This is a genomic window from Niveibacterium sp. COAC-50 (assembly GCF_013184235.1).
Classification (GTDB): domain Bacteria; phylum Pseudomonadota; class Gammaproteobacteria; order Burkholderiales; family Rhodocyclaceae; genus Niveibacterium; species Niveibacterium microcysteis.
Map to the genome: position 1 here is coordinate 372,813 of NZ_JABCJM010000001.1, position 23,363 is coordinate 396,175.

22 protein-coding genes are annotated in these 23,363 nt (G+C 65.0%); 13 read left to right on the forward strand and 9 right to left on the reverse strand.

The features are described from left to right. Positions 1–211 precede the first annotated feature (211 nt). Complete coding sequence (locus tag HH302_RS01640; RefSeq protein ID WP_172197232.1) at positions 212–472, forward strand: DUF1161 domain-containing protein; 261 nt, start codon at positions 212–214, stop codon at positions 470–472. Positions 473–529: 57 nt separating this feature from the next. Here HH302_RS01640 and ycaO read toward each other — a convergent pair whose 3' ends face one another. Continuing rightward, the gene (gene ycaO, locus HH302_RS01645; protein ID WP_172197235.1) at positions 530–2,254 is read right to left on the reverse strand and encodes a 30S ribosomal protein S12 methylthiotransferase accessory factor YcaO; all 1,725 of its coding nucleotides are present in this window, start codon (positions 2,252–2,254) and stop codon (positions 530–532) included. 145 nt (positions 2,255–2,399) lie between these two features. On the opposite strand from ycaO, the gene HH302_RS01650 reads away from it, so the two are divergent. Together HH302_RS01650 and HH302_RS01655 are read left to right on the forward strand one after the other, a co-directional pair. Next, positions 2,400–3,230, forward strand: coding sequence for a carbon-nitrogen hydrolase family protein (locus HH302_RS01650; RefSeq protein ID WP_216661735.1), 831 nt, complete (start codon positions 2,400–2,402; stop codon positions 3,228–3,230). Continuing rightward, the gene (locus HH302_RS01655) at positions 3,227–3,568 is read left to right on the forward strand and encodes a cupin domain-containing protein (protein ID WP_172197242.1); all 342 of its coding nucleotides are present in this window, start codon (positions 3,227–3,229) and stop codon (positions 3,566–3,568) included. Before HH302_RS01650 ends, HH302_RS01655 begins: the two co-directional genes overlap by 4 nt. Here the strand turns inward: HH302_RS01655 and HH302_RS01660 are convergent. Next, the gene (locus tag HH302_RS01660) at positions 3,565–4,341 is read right to left on the reverse strand and encodes an ABC transporter substrate-binding protein (protein ID WP_172197245.1); all 777 of its coding nucleotides are present in this window, start codon (positions 4,339–4,341) and stop codon (positions 3,565–3,567) included. The two genes, HH302_RS01655 and HH302_RS01660, sit on opposite strands and share 4 nt — an antisense overlap. A 57-nt stretch (positions 4,342–4,398) precedes the next feature. Between HH302_RS01660 and HH302_RS01665 the strand changes: the two genes are divergently transcribed. Next, positions 4,399–5,037 carry a LysE family translocator gene (locus tag HH302_RS01665; protein WP_172197248.1) on the forward strand — a complete coding sequence of 213 codons (639 nt, stop codon included), beginning with the start codon at positions 4,399–4,401 and terminating at the stop codon, positions 5,035–5,037. Positions 5,038–5,075: 38 nt separating this feature from the next. Here HH302_RS01665 and HH302_RS01670 read toward each other — a convergent pair whose 3' ends face one another. Both HH302_RS01670 and htpX read right to left on the reverse strand, forming a co-directional pair. Then, positions 5,076–5,507 carry a TerB family tellurite resistance protein gene (locus HH302_RS01670; RefSeq protein ID WP_172197251.1) on the reverse strand — a complete coding sequence of 144 codons (432 nt, stop codon included), beginning with the start codon at positions 5,505–5,507 and terminating at the stop codon, positions 5,076–5,078. Positions 5,508–5,517: 10 nt separating this feature from the next. Continuing rightward, a complete protein-coding gene (gene htpX / locus HH302_RS01675) occupies positions 5,518–6,393 on the reverse strand; it encodes a protease HtpX (protein WP_172197254.1) in 876 nt (291 codons plus the stop codon). Positions 6,394–6,700: 307 nt separating this feature from the next. On the opposite strand from htpX, the gene dinB reads away from it, so the two are divergent. Next, the gene (gene dinB / locus HH302_RS01680) at positions 6,701–7,816 is read left to right on the forward strand and encodes a DNA polymerase IV (RefSeq protein ID WP_172197276.1); all 1,116 of its coding nucleotides are present in this window, start codon (positions 6,701–6,703) and stop codon (positions 7,814–7,816) included. 30 nt (positions 7,817–7,846) lie between these two features. On the opposite strand, the gene HH302_RS01685 is transcribed toward dinB, so the two are convergent. Then, positions 7,847–8,695: a hypothetical protein gene (locus HH302_RS01685; protein WP_172197279.1), complete on the reverse strand. Its 849-nt coding sequence runs from the start codon at positions 8,693–8,695 to the stop codon at positions 7,847–7,849. Between the two features lie 108 nt (positions 8,696–8,803). Between HH302_RS01685 and HH302_RS01690 the strand changes: the two genes are divergently transcribed. The 6 genes from HH302_RS01690 (at position 8,804) to HH302_RS01715 (ending at position 16,839) form a co-directional block, all read left to right on the forward strand. Next, a complete protein-coding gene (locus tag HH302_RS01690; RefSeq protein ID WP_371814544.1) occupies positions 8,804–9,646 on the forward strand; it encodes a M15 family metallopeptidase in 843 nt (280 codons plus the stop codon). Between the two features lie 13 nt (positions 9,647–9,659). Then, the gene (locus HH302_RS01695; RefSeq protein ID WP_172197282.1) at positions 9,660–9,926 is read left to right on the forward strand and encodes a PAAR domain-containing protein; all 267 of its coding nucleotides are present in this window, start codon (positions 9,660–9,662) and stop codon (positions 9,924–9,926) included. Positions 9,927–9,936: 10 nt separating this feature from the next. Then, positions 9,937–11,316 (forward strand): hypothetical protein, encoded by a 1,380-nt coding sequence (locus HH302_RS01700; protein ID WP_172197285.1) that lies wholly within the window; start codon positions 9,937–9,939, stop codon positions 11,314–11,316. 103 nt (positions 11,317–11,419) lie between these two features. Beyond that, the gene (gene tssM, locus HH302_RS01705; RefSeq protein ID WP_216661737.1) at positions 11,420–15,079 is read left to right on the forward strand and encodes a type VI secretion system membrane subunit TssM; all 3,660 of its coding nucleotides are present in this window, start codon (positions 11,420–11,422) and stop codon (positions 15,077–15,079) included. Between the two features lie 19 nt (positions 15,080–15,098). Continuing rightward, positions 15,099–16,073 carry a type VI secretion system-associated protein TagF gene (gene tagF / locus HH302_RS01710; RefSeq protein WP_172197291.1) on the forward strand — a complete coding sequence of 325 codons (975 nt, stop codon included), beginning with the start codon at positions 15,099–15,101 and terminating at the stop codon, positions 16,071–16,073. 16 nt (positions 16,074–16,089) lie between these two features. Continuing rightward, positions 16,090–16,839 (forward strand): OmpA family protein, encoded by a 750-nt coding sequence (locus HH302_RS01715; protein WP_371814545.1) that lies wholly within the window; start codon positions 16,090–16,092, stop codon positions 16,837–16,839. A gap of 7 nt (positions 16,840–16,846) precedes the next feature. On the opposite strand, the gene HH302_RS01720 is transcribed toward HH302_RS01715, so the two are convergent. The 4 genes from HH302_RS01720 to HH302_RS01735 all read right to left on the reverse strand — a co-directional run bounded on the left by HH302_RS01720 (position 16,847) and on the right by HH302_RS01735 (position 21,390). After that, entirely contained in the window at positions 16,847–17,389 is a 543-nt protein-coding gene (locus HH302_RS01720; protein ID WP_172197297.1) for a DUF4124 domain-containing protein, read from the reverse strand. Positions 17,390–17,398: 9 nt separating this feature from the next. Next, complete coding sequence (gene ccsB / locus HH302_RS01725; RefSeq protein ID WP_172197300.1) at positions 17,399–18,544, reverse strand: c-type cytochrome biogenesis protein CcsB; 1,146 nt, start codon at positions 18,542–18,544, stop codon at positions 17,399–17,401. Continuing rightward, the gene (locus tag HH302_RS01730; RefSeq protein WP_172197303.1) at positions 18,541–20,568 is read right to left on the reverse strand and encodes a cytochrome c biogenesis protein ResB; all 2,028 of its coding nucleotides are present in this window, start codon (positions 20,566–20,568) and stop codon (positions 18,541–18,543) included. The genes ccsB and HH302_RS01730 overlap by 4 nt, the downstream gene beginning before the upstream one ends. 180 nt (positions 20,569–20,748) lie before the next feature. After that, positions 20,749–21,390: a cytochrome c gene (locus HH302_RS01735; RefSeq protein WP_172197306.1), complete on the reverse strand. Its 642-nt coding sequence runs from the start codon at positions 21,388–21,390 to the stop codon at positions 20,749–20,751. Between the two features lie 126 nt (positions 21,391–21,516). On the opposite strand from HH302_RS01735, the gene yihA reads away from it, so the two are divergent. Together yihA and hemB are read left to right on the forward strand one after the other, a co-directional pair. Beyond that, entirely contained in the window at positions 21,517–22,167 is a 651-nt protein-coding gene (yihA, locus tag HH302_RS01740) for a ribosome biogenesis GTP-binding protein YihA/YsxC (RefSeq protein WP_172197309.1), read from the forward strand. Positions 22,168–22,299: 132 nt separating this feature from the next. Beyond that, positions 22,300–23,325, forward strand: a complete 1,026-nt coding sequence (hemB, locus tag HH302_RS01745) for a porphobilinogen synthase (protein ID WP_206253770.1) — start codon at positions 22,300–22,302, stop codon at positions 23,323–23,325. Positions 23,326–23,363: the final 38 nt, after the last annotated feature.

The window sequence follows — 23,363 nt, forward strand, 5'->3', positions numbered from 1 at the left end:
GCGGTCGGGCAAGGGCGGATCAGGATCGCGATTATGCGGCACGCGGGCAGCTACGCCGGCGGCGCAGGTGGTGTTGTATTCGTCACGATGCGACACCAGGTCGGGGGCTGCACTTGTTGCCGCCGCCCGTTACGCTGGCGCTTGCCATGCGCGGCGCTGCGCGCGCGCTGGCCGACGCGGCCACGACTGGCCGTATCCTGGGAGGAAGGCGATGAAGAAGCTCGTGCTTGGCCTGGCATGTGCGCTGGCAGTTGCGCCCGCATTTGCCAAGATGGACTGTGAAACCCTGAAGGGGCAGATCACGGAAAAAATCGAGGGCAAAGGGGTGAAGGACTACAGCCTCGAGATCGTCGCGAAGGGCGAAGGCAAGGACGGCAAGATCGTCGGCTCCTGCGACGGTGGCACGAAGGAGATCGTCTACCGGCGTACCAAGGGCGAAGCCAAGGCGGAAGCGAAGCCGGAAGCCAAGTAGGCCGCTCGCTCAGGCCCGGTACGCAAAGGCGAACCGGGCCCAAGGCTGACGCTGCACTCAGCGAAGCGTTGGCCACACCTTTCGATAGGCAGCGAGCAGGCGCTGATGCGTGGCGCTGGCTTCGAAGTTGGGCCCCAGCACATCAAGGCCGAAGAAGCGCAGCTTCCCGCTCGCAAGCGCTTCGGCAGTGGCCAGCGCTTCTCTGCCGTAGAGCGCATCGAGCGCCGGCCCGTAGCGGTCACCCGGAGGCAGACGCAGCACGGCCTCCAGCGCCCGGTAAACGCGCGCTCGAGCCGCGTCCAGGTGGCCGAACTGGCTGACCCATGCGCAGCCCTCCGCAGCGGCGTCGGTGTCGCCAACTGCCAGGGCGAGCAGCGCCTTCAGCTCCCCGACCCGTAGCGTGCGCCAGGGCGAATCGACGTCGGGCGCCAGCCCGATCAACGCGGCAACCGGGCGTTCGTCGGCAAGATCAAGGCTTTCCAGCGCGTCGCGCAAGGCTTCGCACTCGGCCTCGTCGAGCTCCGGCAAGCGTTGCAGCGCCGGGCGCAGCAGGTTGCCGACGCTGTTGTTCTCCCATTCCAGATCTTCGACCGGGTAAATCTCTGACATGCCCGGCACGACGATGCGGCAGGCGTACGCGCCCAGGTGATCGAAGTCCGCGATGAGGATGTCGTGCCCGGCGGCGTGGATCGTGTCGCACAGATGGCGGAACTCGTCTGCTGTGCTGCCGGCAAAATCCCAGTCCGCAAAGTCGAAGTCCGGCGTGCCTGCGAGCAGCCGCCAACCGACGACGCCGGATGAATCAACGAAATGCGTTTCGATGTTCGACGGATCGGCCACCTCGTCGGCGTCGAAGGCCGGCGGCGGAAAGCCGGTGAGTGCGTCGAGCGCGCGCCCTTGCAGCAGTTCGGTGAGCGCACGTTCCAGCGCGACCTCGAAGCGCGGGTGCGCGCCGAAGCTGGCATAGCAGCCGTGGTCTGCCGGGTTCAACAGCGTCACCGCCATCACCGGGAACTCACCGCCGAGCGAAGCATCCTGAACGCGGATGCCGAAGCCGGCGTCGCGCAGTGCAGCCACGCCGGCGGCGATGTGAGGATGGCGCTCCAGCACCTCGGCCGGCACCTCGGGCAGGCAGAGGTCTTCACGCAGCACGCGGAACTTCACATGGCGCTCAAGGATCTCCGACAGCGCCTGGGTCCGCGCCTCTTCGGCGGAATTGCCGGCCGCGAGCCCGTTGCTGACGTAGAGATTGCCGATCAGGTTCACCGGCATCCACAGCGTCTCGCCATCGCGTTGGCGTACATGCGGTAGCGCGCAGATGCCGCGAGCGGCGTTGCCACTGTTGTGCTCGACAAGGTGCGAGGCGGGCACGCTGGCGTCCGGGTTGTAGAAATCCTGCAACGCGGCGTCCAGCAAACCGCTTGGCCAGCTTTCGTCCTCCCCGAGCGGGAACCAGCGCTCCTGCGGCGTGTGGGCGAACTCGTGCTGTGCGATCGTCTCGCCAAGGTGGTAGTGCGACCAGAAGTGGTTGCAGCTTGCGCGCTCGACAAATTCGCCAAGCGCGCTGGCGCGGGCTGCCAGCTGCGAACCGCCCTTGCCGTTGGTGTAGAGCAGCGGGCAATCGGCGTCGCGCAGATGCACCGACCAGCAGTCGGCGACCGGGTTGAGCCAGGCGTGCTCTTCGAGCCGGAAGCCACGCTCGGCGAGCAGGCCTTGCAGGCGCGCGATGCTCGATTCGAGTGAGGCGTCCTTGCCCGGGATGAAATGTTCGGGGGCGGTCATGGGGGATTTCCGGGGGGAAGGAAAGGGCGCGATTCTGCGGCGTGGGGCGGCCGGCGTCCCTGACCGAGGACAAGCGTGCGGCACTTGCGAGCCTGAGGCGCTGATCACGTATCCTCGCGCACTTCGTCTTCATGGGTCGAACACCGTGACCACACTTGCCAACCCCTTTACGCTTGCCCTTGCTGCGCCGCCACTTGCTCGGTCCATCGCCGAAGGCATGCGGCATGTGGCCGACTACGTTGCCCAGGCGGCCACAGCGGGTGCAGCGCTGGTCTGCTTCCCCGAGGCCTATGTGCCGGGGATGCGCGGGCTGGATTTCGACGTCGAAGCGCATGACGCGGCTGGTCTCGCGGCGGCGCTGGAGGTGGCCCGTGCGCTGGCCCGGCAGCATCGCATCGCGGTCGTACTGCCGATGGAGTGGCCGAGCAAGGAAGGCGGGCTGCACATTCTGGCGTGGGTGATCGGGCCAGACGGCGAGGTCATGGGGGCGCAGACGAAGAACCAGCTTGATCCGGATGAGGATGCCACCTACACGCCGGGAGATACGCGCCAAGTGTTCGAACTGGGTGGGCTGCGTTTCGGGATCGTCATCTGCCACGAAGGCTGGCGCTACCCGGAAACGGTGCGCTGGGCGGCAGCGCGCGGTGCGCAGCTGGTGCTGCACCCCCACTTCGGCGGCAGTGATTTCGCGGGCGAGGCGTTGCGCGAGTGGGGTGCCCCAGACGGGCCGATCTACGAAAAGGCCATGCAATGCCGCGCGGCTGAAAACAGCATCTGGTTTGCCAGCGTGAACGTCGGCCTGCGCTATTCGGTGTCCGGCAGCGCGGTGATTTCGCCAGAGGGCTGCTGCGTCGCCCACTTGGGGCATGAGGGGCCAGGATTGTTGGTGACCACGATCGATCTGGCCGCTGCAAGTGGCCGCCTCGCACGCCGCTATGCGCCGCAGCGCTATCGTGAAACGGGAGGTGCCGCATGAGCGTGGTCAGCACCGAGAATGCCGAACACTACGTCTGGGGCGAGGGCTGCGACGGCTGGCATCTGCTCAAGGACCCAGCACTCAGCGTGATCCAGGAGCGCGTGCCGCCGGGCAAGTCGGAGCAGATGCATCGCCATGCGCTGGCGCGTCAGTTTTTCTACATCCTTGAGGGCCGCGCGGAGATGTGGCGCGCCGGCGAGGTGCTTGTTCTTGCGGCGGGGCAGGGGATCGAGATTCCGCCGGGCGTCCCGCATCAGTTTCGCAACCCCTTCGATCGCGAGGTCGTGTTCCTCGTCGTTTCGAGCCCGACCACGCGGGGCGATCGCGAGAACCTCTAGCGCATGCTCAGGCCGTAGCGCGCGGCCAGGCGCCCGATCTCGCCGCTGCTCACCAGGGCTTTCAGCGCGGCGTTGACCTGCGTGAGCGACCAGGGCGATTTGGGTGACACGAGACACTGCGTATCCACGGTCGTAAAGGCTTGTTTGCCGACCTCGAAACGTTCCCGCTGCGCAGGGAACTGGCGGAACTGGCCTTCGATTTCCGCCTCCGACGTGATCAGCACGTCCGCGCGATCGGTGAGGAGCAGGCGGAACAGGTTGTCGACGCGGGTCTCCTCAACCGGCTGCGCCTCCTTGGCATCGAACAGACCTTGTATGGCCGGATAGTGGTAGCCGAGCATGATCGCTACTCGCAGGCCTTTGAAGTCCTGCGGCGCTGGGCTTGGCAAGCGTTTGCCACGCAGCGCCACAACCCGTTCGATCTGCGGCAGCACCGGGATACTCCAGAGCCCGTCGCGTGCTTCGTCCGACCAGATCGGGCTCAGATAGCACGCAATGTCGGCGTCACCCGCCAGCACAGCCGCTTCGGTGCGCCTTCGCGACCACAGACTGTGCTGTGCGCTGGTCCCCAGCTTTTCGGCGATTCGATCACCGAGTGTTTTGAGCAGGCCACCGCTGACCTTGCCCTGCGCGTCCACCTCAACCAGCGGGTAGCGCAGCGATTCGAGCTGCGCGACTCGAAGCGGCGGTGCGGCGTGGGCCGGTGGTATCGCCAGCATGCAGCCCAGCGCGACGAGGGCGATACGGAACGTGTATGAGCGGGTGTGGCGCATACCTTAGTTTAGACTGCGCTGGCTTCGTGGCGAACGGCTTAAAGATTGGGAGCAGGTATGGCGGCGATTTCGAATCCTTGGCTCTTCGTGCTGGCGGTGATGGTGCTCAACGTCACGCCGGGGCCCGACACGATGCTGATCGTGGGGCAGAGCGTCTCACGCGGGCATCGCGCCGGACTGCTGGCTGCGATGGGCATCTCGCTGGGTTGCGCGACGCATGTGCTGTTTGCGGTGCTCGGGCTGTCGGCGCTGTTGCTGGCGTCGGAAACGGCGTTTAACACGCTCAAGGTGGCGGGCGCGATCTATCTCGTCTGGCTCGGTATCACGATGCTGCGCGACAAAGGCGAAGCCCCGGCGCAACGCGTGGAGGCGCCGCGCGTCTCTCGTCGCGGTCTGCTGCTACGCGCTTACTTGACCAACCTGCTGAATCCCAAGGTGGTGTTGTTCATGGTGTCCTTCTTTCCGCAGTTCATCCGCCCCGGGGTGCCGGGCACCACCACGGCGCTGCTGATCCTTGGCGCGATCTTCGTCGGGCTCTCTACCGTCTACAACAGTGGCATGGCGTGGGCGTCTGGCCGGCTCGCTGCGCGGATCAGCGGCTCTGGCATGTGGCGCGTCTGGGTGAACCGAGCCACCGGGGTGGCATTTCTTGGCGTGGGCTTGCGTCTGCTGTCGGTCAGTCGGCCGACCGCCTGAAAGAAAAACGACGCCCGTTTGGGCGTCGTCGTGATGGCTCAGTTCAGGTGCTGCGCCAGATAGTCGTGCAGCTGTTCCAGCGTCAAACCCCACTGATCGAGCATGTAGTGCAGCACAGCCTGCTCTGCCGGCGCGATCTGTTCGTCAGCGCCGCTTGCGTGGATCGCCAGCGCACACGCTTTCAGACGCAGCGCGGGGTCGGTGACCGGTGCGAGCACCTGGTCGAGAATCGCCGGGTCATTCACCCGTGCTTCGTGCGGTTTCGGGCTGGCCAGCGCCACGTCGACCAGATGGTCGGCCAGCACCGTGCGTAGGCCGTGGGCGTCGAGGCCCACGCTGGCGAGATGCTCCGGGTCGGAGAGTGCTGCGAGTTCGGCCTCGGCGAGGCTGCCGTCAGCGACCATCATCATTGCGACGATGCGGCCGACGGCCTGCGGGCTGTTTTCCGGATAGGTACGGATCGGGGTCATGCGGATCTCCTTAGCGGCTGGCGCGCAGCGCGGCAATGCGTTCATCAAGCGGCGGGTGCGACATGAAGAGTTTCATGAACGCCGGCCCACCCGAGATGCCGAGCGCCTTCACACCATCTGGCAGGGCGCCGCCGTCGGCGTTGAGCTTCAGGCGTTCAAGCGCGTTGATCATCGGTGTGGCACCAACCAACTTTGCGGCACCTGCATCTGCGCGGAATTCGCGCTGACGCGAGAACCACATGACGATGATCGAAGCCAGCACGCCCAGCACCAGTTCGGCGACGATGGTGGTGACAAAGAACGCCGGGCCGTGCCCTTCCTCGTTCTTGAACACCAGCTTGTCGACCACGTTGCCGACGATGCGTGCGATGAACATGACGAAGGTATTCACGACGCCCTGGATCAGCGTCAGCGTCACCATGTCACCGTTTGCTACGTGGCTGACTTCGTGCGCCAACACGGCTTCCACTTCATCGGGGCGCATGTTGTGCAGAAGCCCGGTCGAAACGGCCACCAGGGCGTTGTTGCGGCTCGGTCCGGTGGCGAACGCGTTGAGCTCCGGGGAGTCGTACACCGCCACTTCCGGCATCTTGATGCCAGCGGCCTGCGCCTGACGCGCCACCGTGTCGAGCAGCCAGGCCTCGGCCTGATTGCGCGGTTGCGTGATGACCTGGGCGCCGGTCGAGAACTTGGCCATCCACTTCGAAATGGCGAGCGACACGAAGGCGCCACCGAAGCCGAAGATCGCGCAGAACACGAGCAGGCTCTGCAGGTTCAGGCTGCCGTTGGCTTCGAGGTAGCGATCCAGCCCCAACAGACGGGCGGTGATCGACAGCAGGATGACGATCGCGACGTTGGTCGCGACAAGCAGCAGAACGCGTTTCACAGGTTTTCCTTTCAATGCGCGTTGATCGATCCGGCGCACGGCCCGTGAAACGAAAAGGGCCTTGCGCCGTTGCCGGACAAGGCCCCTCTCCGTTGGATGGACGAGCGACCGCGCCGGACATGCCGGTAACGGTCTCGCTCGCGGCCCCTCGCGGGCCCGCCTGTGCGCCGGATCGCGTCAGCGATCGTGGTGACGACGCAGCAGAAGTGAGCTACTCCCCATCAACCGCACCGGCTCTCCTGAACCGGTACGCTGGTGTAGATGGCGACGGCAGCGGAAAGTTCAACCCCTCCGGTAAACTTTCGCGATGTTTCCGAATCGCCGCATCGCCCACCTCGACATGGACGCCTTCTTCGCGTCGGTCGAACTGCTGCGCCAGCCCGAACTGCGCGGGCTACCGGTGGCAATTGGCGGCATCGGCGATTCGCGCACGCCGGAAGGGCGTGCGCAGTTGCTGGCGAGCCGCGGGGTGCTCACCACTGCGACCTATGAAGCGCGGGCCTTTGGCTGCCGTTCCGGGCAACCGATCCGCACCGCGCTGCGCCTATGTCCTGATCTGATCGTGCTGCCGGTGAATTTCGGCGCGTATCGGCATTACTCGCGCCTGTTCAAGGCGGCCGTGGCCGAAGTCGCCGACTGCATTGAAGATCGCGGCATCGATGAAATCTATATCGACCTGACCGATGTGCCGGGCGATACCGAAACGCTTGCGCGGGCAATCAAGGCGCGGGTTACGGCGGCGACAGGCCTGACCTGTTCGATCGGGATCGCGCCGAACAAGTTGATCGCAAAGATCGCCTCTGATCTGGACAAGCCGAACGGGCTGACAATCATCGATGAATCGGCGATAGCAGCGCGGATCTGGCCGCTTGCAGTCAGCAAGATCAACGGCGTCGGCCCGAAGGCAAATGCAAAGCTCGAACAGTTGGGCATCCGCACGATCGGTGAATTGGCGGCCGCATCGCCCCACATGCTGGTGCGGCACTTCGGCCAGAGCTACGGGCGCTGGCTGGCCGATGCCGGGGCGGGGCGCGACGAGCGGCCGGTTGAAACACATCAGGAGCCCAAATCGCGCTCCAGGGAGATCACCTTTCCCCACGACACCCGAGATCCGCTCACGCTGCTATCGGTGATCGTGAAGCTCTCTCGGCAGGTTGCTGCCGACCTGGCCGCCAAGGGCTATGTCGGCCGAAGCATCGGTGTGAAAGTGAAGTTCGAAAACTTCGAGCAGGTAACGCGGGACCGCAAGCTGACCTACGCCACCGCCGATTTCATGACGATCCGCGATGTGGCGGTCGATTGCCTGCGCCGCGTGCCGATCGAGCGAAAGCTTCGCCTGCTTGGTGTGAAGGTGGCTGATCTGGAACCGCAACTCAAGGCAGAGGCGGAGCCGCTGGGCCAGACCCGCTCCCTGTTCGACTGAGGCGCTTGCCGCGCGCCGAATGCACGCTGCTCAACGACTCGGGCAGGCCGGGTCGCTACCCCACAAGCCCTTGCAGATGCGCTTGCGGCATAGCGTGCCTTCAAGCCCACCGAGCCGGTCACAACGCGCGACCAGTTCCGCGGTGCTGCCCTGCTGTGCGCTGGGCCCCACCACGTCGCGGTTGGCCGTCTGCGCAGCGGTGTGGTCAATGTGCGAGACCAGTGCAGCGAGCAGGGCGGTGTCCGCTTCGCCTTTTGGTTTGGTGCTGCGCGGTTTGGGCTTCTCGTTCAACGGCTTGTGCTGCGTCGCCTTGGGCGTCGAGCTTGAAGCGTGACGGGGCGTGACCTGGGTGGGTGCCTCGGCGGTGCGCGCCGCTGCGATTGGGGACGCAGTTGTCGCGCCTGTCTCGTCAGCGGTCTTGGCTGCGAGCGCTGGCTGCATGGCCTCGGCGGGATCCAGGGTGTCCACCATCGTTGCGCCAGGCGCGGGGTTGGCTACGACTGCAGCTGCCGCTTGGGATTGGGTCGGTTCTTCTGGCGCCACGCTTGCGATCGCCGGAGCCGCCGCATGTGCCGCAGCAGGCTTTGCTGGCGCGCGTTGCGCCACCGGCGGGGGCGGCGATGCTTGCTCTGAGTTGCCGCCATTGACCACCGCCCACAGGGTGGCGCCGGCCAGCAACGCAAATGCCGAGGCGACTGCCGCAACGCCCGCGGTGGCCCAGCGCACCGAGGGCTGTGCCGGTTTCGGCGTCGCGAACGGAGCGAGCACGGCGATCTCCCGGTGCGGCGTGCGCGCATTGCCGGCAGGCTGTTCGAACAGCGATGGACGACGGGCTGCTCCGGTCTGAACCGGGCTCGATTCCGGGGATGTCATGGGCATGAATATTAGCTGCGAGCAAATCGGATTATGCGAGAAGAATTACCGCATATGCCAAATGTATCGGCTCGTATAATCCGATCGTCATTTTTCAAAGCCCTGGCGACGTTTGTGGAACTGCTCTTAGGTCTGTCCGCCATCATGATTGTTGCCGTGCTCGGCGGGAGCCTGATGTGCTTTCCGGCGCTTCGCGATGCGGCGATACGTGGCATGCAACGGCAGCTGCAGTCGGCCTGCGGCGCGCAGCGTCGGATCGGCGCCAGCGGACGTGACGCACTCGTAGTGATGGGGGCAAACGGCACCAGCATTGCCGCGCGTGGATGGAGCTGGGCCCGATCCAATCGTCTGGTCATCGGATTGAGCGCGGTGGCGGTGATCCTTCCGGTGGTGGGCGCCGTGCTGCTGTCGATGACTCGACCGATGGCGGGCTTTGAGGATAAGGCCGAGGTTCGGGATCCGGTGCTCGCGGCCTTGCTTGACGGTGAGCATCTGGTGCCACCTCCGGCGCTACCGCCCGAGGTGTTCGTGACAGCCGAACTGCAGGCAGAGCGACCCGAGATTGCCTCCGCCAGTCGCGACTGGACCTTGATGGATGGTGAGTTCCGTCAGCGCATCCTGGTGTTGTTCCAGCAAATGAGCGAGCGCGGTTATGAACTGGCGCTGTTGGAGGGGTATCGCAGTCCAGAGCGACAGGCACAGCTTGCGGCCATGGGGCCGCATGTGACGCGCGCGGGCGCCTTTCAGAGCTATCACCAGTTTGGTCTTGCAGCGGACCTCGCGTTCCTTCGCGGCGGCAAGATCGTCATCAGCGAACGTGACCCATGGGCGATGGAGGGCTATCGCCTGCTCGGTGAGCGGGCAGAGGCGCTGGGGCTGACTTGGGGCGGCCGCTGGAAGCTGATGGATTTCGGACACGTCGAACTGCGCCGGGCAGGTGTGCTCGGCCGCAAATGAACAGGAGCGGTACGTGGGGCGTCCATTTATTGTGATTGGGGACAAGACCAGCCACGGCGGCGTCGTGGTCGAGGGGAGCCCTCAGAGTGTGACCGGCGACAAGGCGATCGCGCGCGTTGGCGACAAGGTGACCTGCCCGAAGAAGGGCCATGGCGGCACCACGGTGATCGTCAGCGGCGACCCGACGTGCATGATCGATGGACGCCCGGCTGCGCGGCACGGAGACAAGACCGCGTGCGGCGCGGTGCTGATCGCGGGCCAGGCAAACACTTCGGACTGACCCGAATCGCATGTCTGGTCGCATCCGTTTCGTGCTTGTGTTGATCGCGCTGCTGGCCCTGTGCTGGGGCGGTGCGGTGCTGTGGTGGCAAAGCAGCCCCCAGGTCGTTACGCCGTCAGACTTGCTGGTCGGCCTGGTGTTGGTGCCCGTTGGCGTTTGTTTGGCGGCCGGTCTTGGGTGGATGGTGCTGCGTCGGATCGGCTCGCCGACCGAGGCGCCGATCCCGGTATCGGCCGGTCAACCCGCGCAGCCTGCGCAAATGACGGTCGGCGTGGCCGAGATGTTGGTACTGGCGGCGGGTGTGAGTACCGCCGGGGGCGAGTCGGCCAGTGCCGTGATCGAGGCAATCGCCGCTGGCGACTTGGCGCCTGCGCCGGAGCCCGACTATCTCGACTTTGACGGCATGCCGGTTCGCATGGCGCGAGCGCGTGAGCTGAGCGTTGAGGATGTGAATGACTGGCTCGCGCACGTAGGCGCCGATGACATCGTGCCGCCGGCCGGATTTGTGCGCGCGCTGGCGCTCCTGACGGGGGCTGCGTCGCCGGTTCTCCAGCAGCTCGTTGCAACAATGCCAGAGTCGGCTTCGCGCCACGCGGCCCCGCGCGCGTTGCCGATTGTGGTGAGGGCGATCGTGCCTCGAGCATGGAACGAATCCATGCAATCGCTGGCGACGCGCTGGATCGAACATCTGATTGCGCAGGTTTGGTCTGAGGCCTTGCCGGCGGTGTATCTCGTTGCGGCCGAAGACAGCACCGCGACGCTGGCTGAAGTCAGGGCCTGGCAGGCGGATAAGGCGCAGATTCGGAATCTGCTCTTGCTCGCGTTCGACAGTCACATCGATGAGGCCGTGATCGAGCGCGCGGCGGGTGAAGGCAGGCTTTTCGCGCACGACAAACCCGAGGGTTTGGTGCCCGGCGAAGCGGCCGCTGCCCTGCTGCTCGGTCGTCCAGAGACAGCACATGGATGGCCGACGCTGGCTCGCCTATCGATCCCGCTTAACGCTCGCCGCGATGCCCCGCCGCGCATGACCGGCCGGAGCGACACGACCTTGCTCGAGTCGCTGTTGCACGCTGCGCTCGAAGCCGGAAAGACGTCGGCCGATGCAGTCGCCGCCGTGGTCAGCGAGGGCGATGTCCGTCCGACTCGTGCGGTCGAGATCGCTGCTGCGATGAACAACGTGCTGCCGCATCTCGATCCGGTTGCGGAGCGCGTGGGGCTTGGTGCGGCGCTGGGGGACCTGGGCGTTGCGGGTACCACGCTCGCGCTAGCACTTGCCGCCACGCAAACCGAACAGACCCAAAAACCGACCCTGCTCGCCGCCTTGGCCGATCCGCTGGAGCGGGGCGCGCTGCTGCTGCAAGCCTACGAACCTGAGCCAGCCACCTCCTGAAGCTGGCCACACTACGACGACCCAAACCATGCGTGGATTCTGGAATTTCCTTACAGACAGCCGAACCTTGACGGTCTTGGCGCTGTTGCTTGCGAGCGCTTTCTTGCTGCTTTCTGCTCACACGCTGAAGTTGGCGTTGTGGTGGGCGATTGCCGCGATCGTGCTGATCCTGCTGATTGTCCTTGGTGCATGGGGCTTGCGTCGCCGACGGGCTTCGCGCGAGGCGGCTGCGTTGACTCAGATGCTGACCCAGGAGTCGGAGCGTGCGGTCAGCCGTGCGACACCGTCCAAGCGTGGCGAGGTCGACGTGCTGCGTCGGCGAATGGGTGAGGCGATCGCAACGATCAAGGGATCAAAGCTCGGCGAGTTGTCAGGGCGCGCTGCGCTCTACGAACTGCCGTGGTACATGGTGATCGGCAACCCGGCTGCAGGCAAGAGTTCGGCGGTCGTGAATTCAGGCCTGCAGTTTCCGTTTGCCGATCAGGGCGGCAGCATTGTTCAGGGCATCGGCGGCACACGAAACTGCGATTGGTTCTTCACCACCGAAGGCATCCTGCTCGATACCGCTGGGCGTTATGCGGTGGAGGACGAGGACCGCGGTGAATGGCTTGGCTTCCTGCACCTGCTCAAACGCCATCGCCCCAAGGCGCCGATCAACGGCATCGTCGTCGCGGCCAGCGTGCAGGAGCTGACCCAGAATCGCCCGGAATACGGCATCAAGCTCGCCAAGCAGATCCGCGCGCGCGTTCAGGAGCTGACCGCCGAACTCGAAGTGTTTGCGCCGGTGTACATCGTGTTCACGAAAGTGGATCTGATCGCCGGTTTCGCCGAGTTCTTTGACGACTGTGACGCTGCCGAACGTGCCCGCGTGTGGGGGGCAACGCTCGCGTATGACGCCGACGGGTCGGCTGATCCGGTGGCGCGCTTCGACGAGCACTTCGATCGGCTGTATGAGGGGCTGCGCGAGCAGTCGGTCGCGCGCATGGCGCTCTACCGCGGTGAAAAACTCGGCGCAGGGGTGCTGACCTTCCCGCTTGAGTTCTCGGCGGTGCGCCCGGCTTTGCGCGCATTTGTCGCAACGCTGTTCGAAGACAACCCGTTCCAGTTCAAACCGATCTTCCGCGGCTTCTACTTCACAAGCGCGCTGCAGGAAGGGCGTGCAGCCGGTACATCGAGCGAGCGTATTGCCGACCGTTTCGGCCTCAAGCTGGCGCCCGCGGTCGATATGCCGGTGTCGTCGCAGGGCGGGTTCTTTCTACGGGATCTGTTCTCGAAAGTCATCTTTTCCGATCGTGCGCTGGTGCGGCAATACGCGAGCCGAACGCGCACCCGTATGCGGGCGGTGGCCTTCGCGGCGTCGGTGGTGGGCTTCGGGCTCGTGCTTGGTGCGCTGGCTTGGTCCTATGTGTCGAATCAGCGCCTCGTGTCGCATGTGCAGGCCGACCTGGCGAAAGCCGTGCGCCTGCAGGAAGGCCGGCAGGATCTTGCGTCCCGTATCGAAGCGCTCGAACTGATGCAGGACCGCATCGAACAGCTGGAACGCTATCGTGAGGACCGGCCTGCGGGCCTTGGTTTCGGCCTTTACCAAGGCGACACATTGGAAGCGAAGTTGCGCGCTGAGTACTTTCACGGCGTGCGGCAGATCTTGCTGAAACCGGTCGCGGAATCGCTCGAAGGCTATCTGGCCGAGGTGAATCGCCGCAGCGGCGAGCTCGCGCCCGCACAGACCGGGGCGGCAGAGAAGGTTGCCGCGCGGCAGGACGGTGCTGCCCAACCGTATCGCGATGCGTCCCCGACGGATGTCCAGGACGCTTACAACGCACTCAAGACCTACCTGATGCTGGGCAGCCACGAGCATGTCGAGCCTGGGCACCTGAACGACCAGCTCGCGCGCTTCTGGCGTAACTGGCTTGAGAACAACCGCGGCGAGATGCCCCGCGAGCGGATGATCCGTTCGGCGGAACGCATGTTGGCCTTTGTGGTTGCGCAGAGCGCTCAGCCGGACTTCCCTCTGGTGGAAACCCGCCTCGCGCTGGTCGATCAAACGCGCGATGTGCTGCGCAAAGTGGTTAAGGGGCAACCGGCACGTGAGCGGGTGTATGCCCAGATCAAGGCGCGTGCCGCTACGCGCTTCCCGTCGATGACGGTGGCACGGATCGTTGGCGATGATGCGCGAGACCTCGTGGCCGGCAGTCACGCGATTCCCGGCACCTTTACGCGCGAGGCGTGGGAAGGCTACGTCGAGGCGGCGATCAAGGATGCTGCGAGCAAGGAGTTGCAAAGCACCGATTGGGTACTGAAGACCGCTGCGCGTGACGATCTGTCACTTGAGGGCAGTCCGGAGCAGATCCAGAAGGCGCTGACGCTGATGTACAAAACCGACTACGCGGCGGAATGGAAGAAATTCCTCCAGGGCGTGACGGTTGCCGATTTCGCCAGCTTTGACGATGCGGTCAAACAGCTCAATCGTCTGGGTGATCCGGTCAATTCGCCGATCGGCAAGGTTCTGGATACGGTCTATCGGCAGACCGCGTGGGATAACCCCTCGCTGCTCAACGATGGTTTGGCGAAGGCGCAGAGCGGATTCGTCGAATGGTTCAAGCAGACAATCCTGCGGCAGTCGCCTGCGCAGGTCACCGTGAATGTGTCCGCAGGCAAGACCGAGATCCCGATGGGGCCGGTCGGGCGCGAGTTTGCGGCGATCGCGAATCTTGTTGTCGAGCGGCCCGAGGCGCGCGACGGTTCGCTGCTCAAGGGCTACCTGCAATCGCTCGCCAAAGTCCGCTCGCGCTTCAACCAGATGAAGACTGCCGGCGACGCAGGACCCGCCGCGCGACAGTTGATGATGCAAACGCTGGAAGGCTCCGGATCCGAGCTGTCGGATGCGCTGCGTCAGGTCGACGAGCAGGTGCTGGCTTCGATTCCGGATTCGGCTCGCGGCACCATCCGGCCGCTGCTTGTACGCCCGCTGATGATGGCGTTTGCAGTGATCGTCAAGCCGGCCGAAACCGAACTCAACCGCACATGGGCGGCGCAGGTCTACGACCCCTTCATGCGTAGCCTTGCCGAGAAATATCCCTTTACGCAGAACGCCCGCGTCGAGGCTGGTGCAGGCGAAATTGCGCAGGTGTTCGGTCCGGAAGGCGCTGTCTCCAAGTTTGTGCAGACCTCGATGGGGCCGCTCGTCGTGCGTCGTGGTGACACATTGGCCGCACGAACCTGGGCGGACATGGGGGTCAAGCTCGCGCCCGAGTTCGCCGACAACTTCGCGCGCTTCGTGGCGCCGGTTGCCGGTGCTGCAGCAGGCGCAGGTGGCGATCCCGCGGGCGGCAGCACGCCGCAGACGGTGTTCCAGATTCAGCCACAACCGGTCTCCGGTGTAACCGAGTACACGATTGAAATCGATGGGCAGGTGCTGCGTTACCGCATGGGTGTGCAGGACTGGGCCAACTTCGTGTGGCCGTCGGGCAAGGGGGCGCCAGGCGCGCGCATCACCGCGGTGGCTTACGACGGGCGCACGGTCGAGGTCGCCAGTCAGCCCGGAGCGGCTGGCCTCGAGCGACTGATCAATACCGCGCAGAAGAAGCGGCGCAGCGACGGCACCTTCGAGATGACCTGGAGCAACAACGGCGTGGCGGTCACGGTGAATCTGCGCATTGTCAGCAGCGCGCAGGCCGATACCTCGGCCAACGCCAGCGCACCGCAGAAGTCCGGGCTGCTTGGCATCAAGCTGCCGGCGGCGGTTGCCGGCGGCGGGGCGTGAGGGGCCGGACACGATGCGAATGACTGATCTTGCCGGACGCGTCTGCTATTTCGGGAAACTGCCCGGACGGGCGGATTTCGTACGGAGTGGCAATGGCGCCGCAATTCTTGATCCGCTTGATGCCTGGGTTGCGCATGGGCTTGAACTGGCGGCGAGCGACCCTGGTTGGAAGTCCGCCTATGACCGCTGCGCGCCGGTTGAATTTGTCTTCCTGGGGGCGCGCAGTCCTGTGGCCCTGGTGGGGCGCCTTGTGCCCAGCCAGGATGCGTCCCAACGCCGCTTCCCCTTCATCGCCGCCGTGGCGCTGCCGACGGAGTCGCCGATCGGTCTGATGGCCGAGTTTCCCGCGTGTTTCGACACGGTGTGGCGGCAGCTCGCGACCGCCATGGACGCAACGGTGACATCGGAGGACCCTCGCGCCGCGCTGGACGAACTGGCTGCGATCGAGTTTTCGCCGCCGATGCTCGGTCGTGCCGAGACGCTGATGCCGGAGTACGACCGTCTGACCCTTGCGGATGTGGAGCGGCGTCTGCGCGAAGCGGGGCATCCGTTGGTACTCCGCCGCAGTGTGCTTGCGCTCGGGCTCTTGCTCGAGCCCTTGCTCACTCAAGCCAGCGCCCGGATGCAGCGCGGCCTGGTGCTGCCGTTGCCGGCGCAGGGGGATGCGCGCAATGCGTTGGCGACATGGTGGGCTGGCGCCGTGGCGCCCTTCCTCGCCCGCTCCGACTTCGAAGTCGGGGCCTTCAATGTGCATCGCGGTGGTCGGCCGGAATTGATGCTGAGCTTCGCCGGTGCGGATGCGCGGGTGCTCGAAGCCTTGCTGTCAGCGACCGCCGCGCAGGACTACCTGATCGACGTCTGCGATGCAGAGTGGGTCGAAGACTATCTGGATAACGACTATGCAATTCGCAAACTGGCGAGTTACCTCGACATCCCGCGGCTCTCATTGCGGCAGGCTGCGGATACCTTCAGTGAGGCCTTCCTTGGACGCTAACTTGCTTCGATTCGCGGTGGCACTCCTGCTGGGCGTGGCGTCGTGGGGTGCCGTTGCCACAACGACCCAGGACGCGCCGATCGTGGCGACCGGCGCTGTGCCTGACGATGCGTCGAAAGCCGCGATTCTCGCGCGCCTGCGCGAGGTTTTCGGCGCCGCGCGGGTGGTTGATCAGATCACCGTTGGCGGCGTGGTCGCGCCGCCGCACTGGGCCGAACAGGTGCAGCGCTCGATCGGGCCGCAGCTCAAGACGGTGAGCGCCGGCAGTCTGAGTGTCGATGGGACGCAGGTCGCCCTCAACGGCACCGTGTCGAGCGATGCGCAGCGAAAGACAGTGGCGAGCGATGTCGCGAGCAGCTTCAACAACCAGTTCGTGGTGAAGAACGGCCTCGCCGTGGCTGCCAGCGAACAGCAGTTGCTCGACGACACGCTCGGCAACCGGATCGTGGAGTTTGAAAGCGGCAAGGCCACATTGACCCAGGCAGGGCAGGCGATCCTCGACGAGATGGCCAAGGCGCTGCTGAGCGTGCGCGGCCGTCGGGTGGAGATTATTGGTCACACCGACAGCGACGGTTCGCGTACCAGCAACCTGGCCTTGTCGCAGGCGCGCGCGAATGAAGTACAGCGTTATCTGGTGGCCAAAGGCGCCGAGCAGGCCATGCTGAGTACCACCGGCATGGGCCCCGACCGGCCGGTCGCGTCAAACGCCACGCCGGACGGGCGTGCGCGCAACCGGCGCATCGAGTTTCGCGTTCTGGCGCAGTGACGCGCGGCTACTTGGGTTTGACCGGCTTCGGGAAGGGCGCGATCGGGTAGTTCAGCGGGTCGTCCGGTGTCGTGCTGGGCTTGGGCTTCGGTTTCACCGGCGGGTGCGGTTTGTGGGGCGGGTGCGTCGGCACGATCCAGACAGGGCCTTCAATCGCGCTGTTCGCCGGCGGCGTGCCGTCGAGCATGCCGTCCACCGCGTATTCGCAATCAACACCCCGCTCGCGTTCGCAGCGTTCGATCATTCGTTGCCGCTTGGCTTCGCGCTCTGCCGTAGCCTCATGGCTGGTGGCGTTGCTCGCCGGGCGCTCGGCCGTTGGCGCGGCGCGCGCGGGGCTGGCCGCGGCCGGAGCCGGGGCGGCCGCTTCGGGCGTGGGCGTCGAGGGGATGACCGACACGCCCGCGTCGCCCACCTTGCTTGCTTTCACCCCCGCTGGTGGGCTGTCACCGTAATGGGTTTGGCCGGCGCTGTCGGTCCACTTCCATACCTCGGCTTGCGCCACGGTCGGCGCAAGTAGTGCAAGCAGAAGCAGGGTGGCGGCAGCGCGCATGGTCTTCGCTCAAAGCGAGCCGTAGGAATGCAGGCCCGACAAGAACATGTTAACGCCGAGGAAGGCGAAACTGGTGACCAGCAGGCCGATGATGGCCCACCAGGCCAGCACGGCACCGCGCAGTCCCTTGGTCAGTCGCATGTGCAGCCAGGCCGCGTAGTTGAGCCAGACGATGAGGGCCCAGGTTTCCTTCGGGTCCCACTGCCAGTATGTGCCCCACGCCTCAGCGGCCCACAGCGCCCCGAGTATCGTGGCCACGGTGAAGAACGCGAAGCCGATGCCAATCGCCCGATACATCAGATCGTCGAGCACCGCGACGCTGGGCAGGCGGCTCGCCAGCGGGCCGTGCGATGCACACAGATAGGCCACGCCAACCATCGATGCGAGCGCGAAGGCCCCGTAGCCGACGAAGTTGGCCGGCACATGGATCTTCATCCAGTAGGACTGCAGGGCCGGGATCAGCGGTTGGATCTCATGCGCGTCGCGGCTGAAGCTGTACCAGAGCAGAAATCCGACGGCCGCGGCCACCACCGGCATCACGAAGGCGCCGAGCTTGTTCGTTGCGTAGTGCCGTGCGTAGTACAGATACAGCAGTGTGGTCAGGATGATGAAGAGCACGAAGACTTCGTAGAGGTTCGATACCGGGATGTGGCCAACATCGGCCCCGATCAGGTAGCTCTCGTACCAACGCACCATGAGGCCGGTGAGCCCCGCTCCGGCGGCGACCCAACTGAGCGCGGTGCCAACGCGTTCGGCAAATGGGGCGCGGGCCAGCAGCCCGAGCCAGAATGCACCGGTCGAAAAGAACACCAGCGCGCTCATCCAGGCGATGGCGGTTTGGCTGCTGAAAAAGTACTTCAGCCAGAAGACCTGCTCGGCGCGTGCGAGGTCGTGCTGGTAGAGCTCAATGCCGAGCAGGGCGGCGCAGGCGGTGGCGGCCAGCAGGTTGCGTAGGCCGTGCCAGTGCCAGCCGAGCAGTGCGAGTGCAGGCACCGTCAGCAGCAGAATGGCCTTTTCGTAGACGTCCATGTAGCTGCCGTACTGCCGCAGTGCGAAGGCTGCACCCAGGGCAAGGGCCAATGCTGCAAGCCAGTCGCCCGGTGTGATGCGGCGAAAGCCGGGCTGCGGTGAAACGGAATGGGCGAGGTCGGTCATGATGCAAGGTCTCCGGCAGCCGGTTTGCTGCCCAGCAAGGCGTCGCGATGACGCAGGAATTCCTGCTCGACGTCCAGCGACACGCGGTTCGCGCTCATCGCGAGCAACGCTGAGCCGTCGCGCCGCAGCAGCAGGAACAGCCTGCGTTCCCGAACGTAAAGCATGGCGAACACGCCCAGCGTGAGCAAGAGCGAGCCCAGGAAGACCCATTTCTTGCCGGGTGAGCGCGTGGCCTGAAGCACCGTCGCCTGGACCTGCTCATAGCTGTCGAGCTGCAGGATCAGGGGCGCGTTGTAGTGGAAGGCGTCACCCACCGCCTTGAGCACGTCGCGGGCGTACTGCGCACGCGCGGGGCTTGCTTCGAGCGCGGGCTGGCCGGCGTCTTCGCGCGCCATCAAGACCGCTTCCCAAACAATGCCTTCGAGCACCTGCAGGAAGATGCCTGCCGCGCGTTCTTGCTCAGCTTTCGGAATGGTCTTGTCGATGAATGCGCCGAGCGATTCAAAGCCCTTGTCGGAAAACAGCTGCAGGGTTCGCAGCGAAGTCTCCTCAAGTCGCAGCGCGGCGTTTTCCGCACCGCCCGAGGCGCGCTTGGCGAAGCGCTTTGCCAGCGTTGCCTGGGTCGTCTTGTCGAGCAAGCGTTGGCGTACCGCATACCAGGTGTCGACGCGACCGTCTTCGTCGAGCGGAATGCGCAGGTAACGGAAGCCCTCGGCCGCGTCTTCGCGTATCCCCGCGAGCAGGAACCAACGGCCGTCCTGCTCCACCGGCAGCATGTAGTTCATGAATTCGATCGCCTGCCCGGCGCTGTCGCGCAGCTTGTAGGTGAAGCTTGGGCCGATGTTGCGTTGGTTCTTGTGCGCCGGGTCGCGCGCACCGCTGCCGAGGCGATCCTGCAGGCCGGCGAGGCCGCCGCGTGCAGCAGGCGCTTCCCCCATCGTTTCCACGTTGATGGCGCGGAAGCCGGTGAATTCGACGCTGTAGGCATAGCCCGGGCCCTTGAGGTCGCCGCGCTCACCCACGATGCCGGTGATCTCGCTCGGTGCGTCGCCGCCCGTCGCGAGGTTGCGAACGCGAAGCTTCAGGCGGCTACCGCCGTCGTCGAAACTGGCTTGGTAGAGCGTGACGCCGTGCGTCTCGAAGGGTTTGTTTACGTCGATCGTGCGCACCTCGGATTTGCCGCTGCGCTTGTCGGTCACGATGATGTCGCTGGCGAAACGCTTTGGCTGCCCGGTCTCATAGTGTTCGATGTGAAATTTCTGCAGCGACACGTCAAAGGGCAGTTCCTGCAGCAGCACGCCGTCGCCTTCGCGCAGTACCGCCACGCCGGAAGACTTGCCTTCCGGGATGAAGATGTTGCCGCGGTAGCTCCAGTTGTCTTCGGCGAGCCGGCTTTGCGCAGGAATATCCGCGATCAGTTGATCGGCCTGCGTTGCCTGCTTGCCTCCCAGCCACATCTGCATGCGCAGCGGCAGGTTGCCGTCCAGCAGACCGCCGACGCAGATCACGACCAAACCGCCATGTGCGAAGAAGTAGCCGACACGGCTCCAGCTGCCGCGCTTGGCAGCGATGAGCACGCCGTCGTCGCGTTCTAGCGTGCGCGCCCGAAATCCGCAGCGCGCGAGATAGGCCTCAGCCGCTGCGCGTGTTGGCGCGTGGTCTGCACTGGCTTCAGCATGGAGCTTGAACAGCCGCAGCGAGGTCTCGCGCGCGTGTTCCTTGAATGCGCGCATTTCGCGCAGCATCGGCTTGCTCTGGCGAAGGATGCAAGCGCTGGTCGATAGCACCAGGAAGCACAGGATCGCGAGGAACCAACCCGCGTTGTATACGGCATACAGCCCGAGCTTCTCGAAGATCGGAAACCAGAAAGGGCCGAACTGGTTCAGGTAGGCGTTGTACGGCTCGTTCTGCTTGAGCACCGTGCCGATCACCGATGCGATCGCGAGGATCGTCAGCAGGCTGATCGCAAAGCGCATCGAGCTGAACAACTCGTACAGCGCGCGAGCGTTGGAGGTTTTTTTCATCGCGTGCAGTCTGCGGCGCGTCGCGCGCCACTCACCTTGAGCATGGGCAAGCGGGAAGGTTCCCGGCCGCCCGTGGGTTGGCCGAGACTGTTGGTCGGGCCGGGCGGATACTTCCGGAAGCCAGAATAGAAAAAGGGGCGGATTGCTCCACCCCTTTCTTTAACACCCTGTGCGGCTGTATCAGCGCAGGCCGGCGATGTAGTCCGAAACCGCCTTGATTTCAGCGTCGGTCAGCTTCAGAGCAATCGTGCGCATCATCTTGTTCGGATCGTTGGCACGTTCGCCTGCGCGGAAGGCCTTCAACTGGGCTTCCGTGTATTCAACATGCTGACCGTGCAGCGCCGGGTATTGCGCGGGCAGGCCAGCGCCCGCCGGGCCGTGGCAACCGGCACAGGCCGGCACGCCCTTGGCTGCGATACCACCGCGCCAGATCTTCTGGCCGGCTTCGACGCTCTTGCGATCCTTGGCTTCGCCGAGGGTCAGTTTCTGGCCCGCGAAATACATCGCCAGGGCCTTCATGTCGGCATCTTCCAGCGGTGCGGCCATGCCCCCCATGACCGGATTCGCGCGTTCGGCGGGTTTGCCGTCCCACGACTTGAAGTTGCGCAACTGCTTGTACAGGTACTCCCAGTGCTGCCCGGCAAGCTTCGGGTTCTGCGGGATCGTGCTGTTGCCATCGGCGCCGTGACAGGCTACGCAAACGGTTTCCACGGTCTGCTTCGCCTTGGCGAGGTCCGGTTTGGCGGCCGCGTCAGCGGCAAATGCTTGCGTTGCGGCAAGCAGGCTCAGAATCAGTGCGTGCCCGAGAATCGGCTTCAACATGGTCCCCTCAAACCCGTGTCGGTCTTCAAACCTGATATTCTAATACAGCCCCACGCTGCACCGCCATGTACCGCCTGCCGCACAATCTCGTGCCCGTCGGCGGCTTGGCCATTTCCGGCCCGATCCATGTCAATTTTCCGCCACGCCCGTTTCGAGACGTCCTTCGCCAAGCCCAATGCTTTGCCAGATTCGTCCGAGCCCGAAATCGCCTTTGTCGGGCGCTCCAACGCCGGAAAGTCCAGCGCGATCAACACCCTGGTCGGGCACAACCGCCTCGCCTTCGTCTCGAAAACGCCGGGCCGCACGCAGCTGATCAACTTCTTCCGCCTGCCGTCCGGCGTGGCCTTGGTCGACTTGCCCGGCTTCGGTTACGCGCAGGTGCCGGAGCCGATCCGCCGCCAGTGGCAGGATCTGCTGGAGAAGTACCTGACGCGGCGACCCAATGTGATCGGCCTTATCCACATCATGGATTCGCGCCATCCGCTGACGCACCTCGATCGCCAGCTGCTGGACTGGTTCACCCCGTCGGGGCGGCCGGTGCATATCCTGCTGACGAAATCCGACAAGCTCACCCGCGGGCCTGCCGCGCAGACCCTGATGGATGTGCGGCGCGAGCTGGCGCAGTGGGGGCCGGCAGTCACCGCTCAGCTCTTTTCCAGCCTGAAGAAGACCGGCATGGAAGAGACCGAGCGCGTCGTGACCAACTGGCTTGAATCGCTGATTCCCGACCCGGACCAAGAAAAACCCCCGGCGGAAGGGGATTCAGACCGGGGGTAGAACGCCTGGCAACAGGCACCCGCTCAGGGAGGTGAAGCGGGAGACGGTTGGGCACCATCCACTGTCTGTGATAGTCCATCCCTGCGAATAGTTCCTGAGAAAATTGCTCAACCATTCTTGGCCTGAACGATCATGACCGCTGCGCAATCCCAGTTTCCGAACATCCGCATGCGCCGTATGCGCCGCGATGACTTTTCCCGCCGGCTGATGCGCGAGCATCGCTTGTCCGCCGATGACCTGATCTATCCGGTCTTTGTGCTTGAAGGATCCGGGGCGACCGAACCGGTCGCGTCAATGCCCGGCGTGTCGCGCGTGTCGCTGGACAATCTGCTGCGCGTTGCGGAAGAGGCGGTCGCGCTGGGCGTGCCGGCGCTCGCGCTGTTCCCGGTTGTGGGTGCCGAGAAGAAGAGCGCCGACGCTGCCGAGGCCTGGAACCCGGATGGTCTTGTGCCACGCGTGGTGCAGGCGCTCAAGGCGCGCTTCCCGGAATTGGGGGTGATTACCGACGTAGCGCTTGACCCCTACACCAGCCACGGTCAGGACGGCCTGATCGACCCGGCTGACCCGCGCGGCTACGTGATGAACGACGAGACGCTGGCCGCACTGGAGAAGCAGGCGCTCTGCCATGCTCAGGCTGGTGCCGACGTGGTGGCGCCGTCCGACATGATGGATGGCCGGATTGGCCGCATTCGTGCCGCGCTGGAGGCGCAGGGCCACATTCACACGCGCATCCTGGCCTACTCGGCCAAGTACGCATCGAGCTTCTACGGGCCGTTCCGCGATGCGGTGGGCTCGGCCGGCAACCTCGGCAAGGGCAACAAGTACACCTATCAGATGGACCCGGCCAACACCGACGAGGCGATTCGCGAAGTGGCGCTGGACATCGCCGAGGGCGCGGACATGTTCATGGTGAAGCCCGGCATGCCTTACCTCGACATCGTGCGCCGCGTGAAGACCGAACTGCAGGTGCCCACCTATGCGTACCAGGTCAGTGGCGAATACGCGATGCTGAAGGCCGCGGCCCAGAACGGCTGGCTCAACGAGCGCGCCTGCGTGCTCGAAGCGTTGCTCGCCTTCAAGCGGGCGGGGGCGGACGGCATCCTGACCTACTTCGCGCTCGACGCGGCGCGCTGGCTGAAGGAAGACGCGGCCGCTTAAGGCGGCGCCGAAAATAAACGCCGATGCTTCACGTAAGG

Coding starts and splice junctions, on each gene's coding strand:
- HH302_RS01670 (WP_172197251.1), bottom strand. CDS start 5,507: ATGACCCCGATCCGTACCTATCCGGAAAACAGCCCGCAGGCCGTCGGC.
- HH302_RS01640 (WP_172197232.1), top strand. CDS start 212: ATGAAGAAGCTCGTGCTTGGCCTGGCATGTGCGCTGGCAGTTGCGCCC.
- HH302_RS01685 (WP_172197279.1), bottom strand. CDS start 8,695: ATGCCCATGACATCCCCGGAATCGAGCCCGGTTCAGACCGGAGCAGCC.
- hemB (WP_206253770.1), top strand. CDS start 22,300: ATGACCGCTGCGCAATCCCAGTTTCCGAACATCCGCATGCGCCGTATG.
- HH302_RS01730 (WP_172197303.1), bottom strand. CDS start 20,568: ATGAAAAAAACCTCCAACGCTCGCGCGCTGTACGAGTTGTTCAGCTCG.
- tagF (WP_172197291.1), top strand. CDS start 15,099: ATGACTGATCTTGCCGGACGCGTCTGCTATTTCGGGAAACTGCCCGGA.
- HH302_RS01700 (WP_172197285.1), top strand. CDS start 9,937: ATGTCTGGTCGCATCCGTTTCGTGCTTGTGTTGATCGCGCTGCTGGCC.
- HH302_RS01720 (WP_172197297.1), bottom strand. CDS start 17,389: ATGCGCGCTGCCGCCACCCTGCTTCTGCTTGCACTACTTGCGCCGACC.
- HH302_RS01735 (WP_172197306.1), bottom strand. CDS start 21,390: ATGTTGAAGCCGATTCTCGGGCACGCACTGATTCTGAGCCTGCTTGCC.
- ccsB (WP_172197300.1), bottom strand. CDS start 18,544: ATGACCGACCTCGCCCATTCCGTTTCACCGCAGCCCGGCTTTCGCCGC.
- yihA (WP_172197309.1), top strand. CDS start 21,517: ATGTCAATTTTCCGCCACGCCCGTTTCGAGACGTCCTTCGCCAAGCCC.
- dinB (WP_172197276.1), top strand. CDS start 6,701: ATGTTTCCGAATCGCCGCATCGCCCACCTCGACATGGACGCCTTCTTC.
- HH302_RS01660 (WP_172197245.1), bottom strand. CDS start 4,341: ATGCGCCACACCCGCTCATACACGTTCCGTATCGCCCTCGTCGCGCTG.
- ycaO (WP_172197235.1), bottom strand. CDS start 2,254: ATGACCGCCCCCGAACATTTCATCCCGGGCAAGGACGCCTCACTCGAA.
- HH302_RS01655 (WP_172197242.1), top strand. CDS start 3,227: ATGAGCGTGGTCAGCACCGAGAATGCCGAACACTACGTCTGGGGCGAG.
- HH302_RS01665 (WP_172197248.1), top strand. CDS start 4,399: ATGGCGGCGATTTCGAATCCTTGGCTCTTCGTGCTGGCGGTGATGGTG.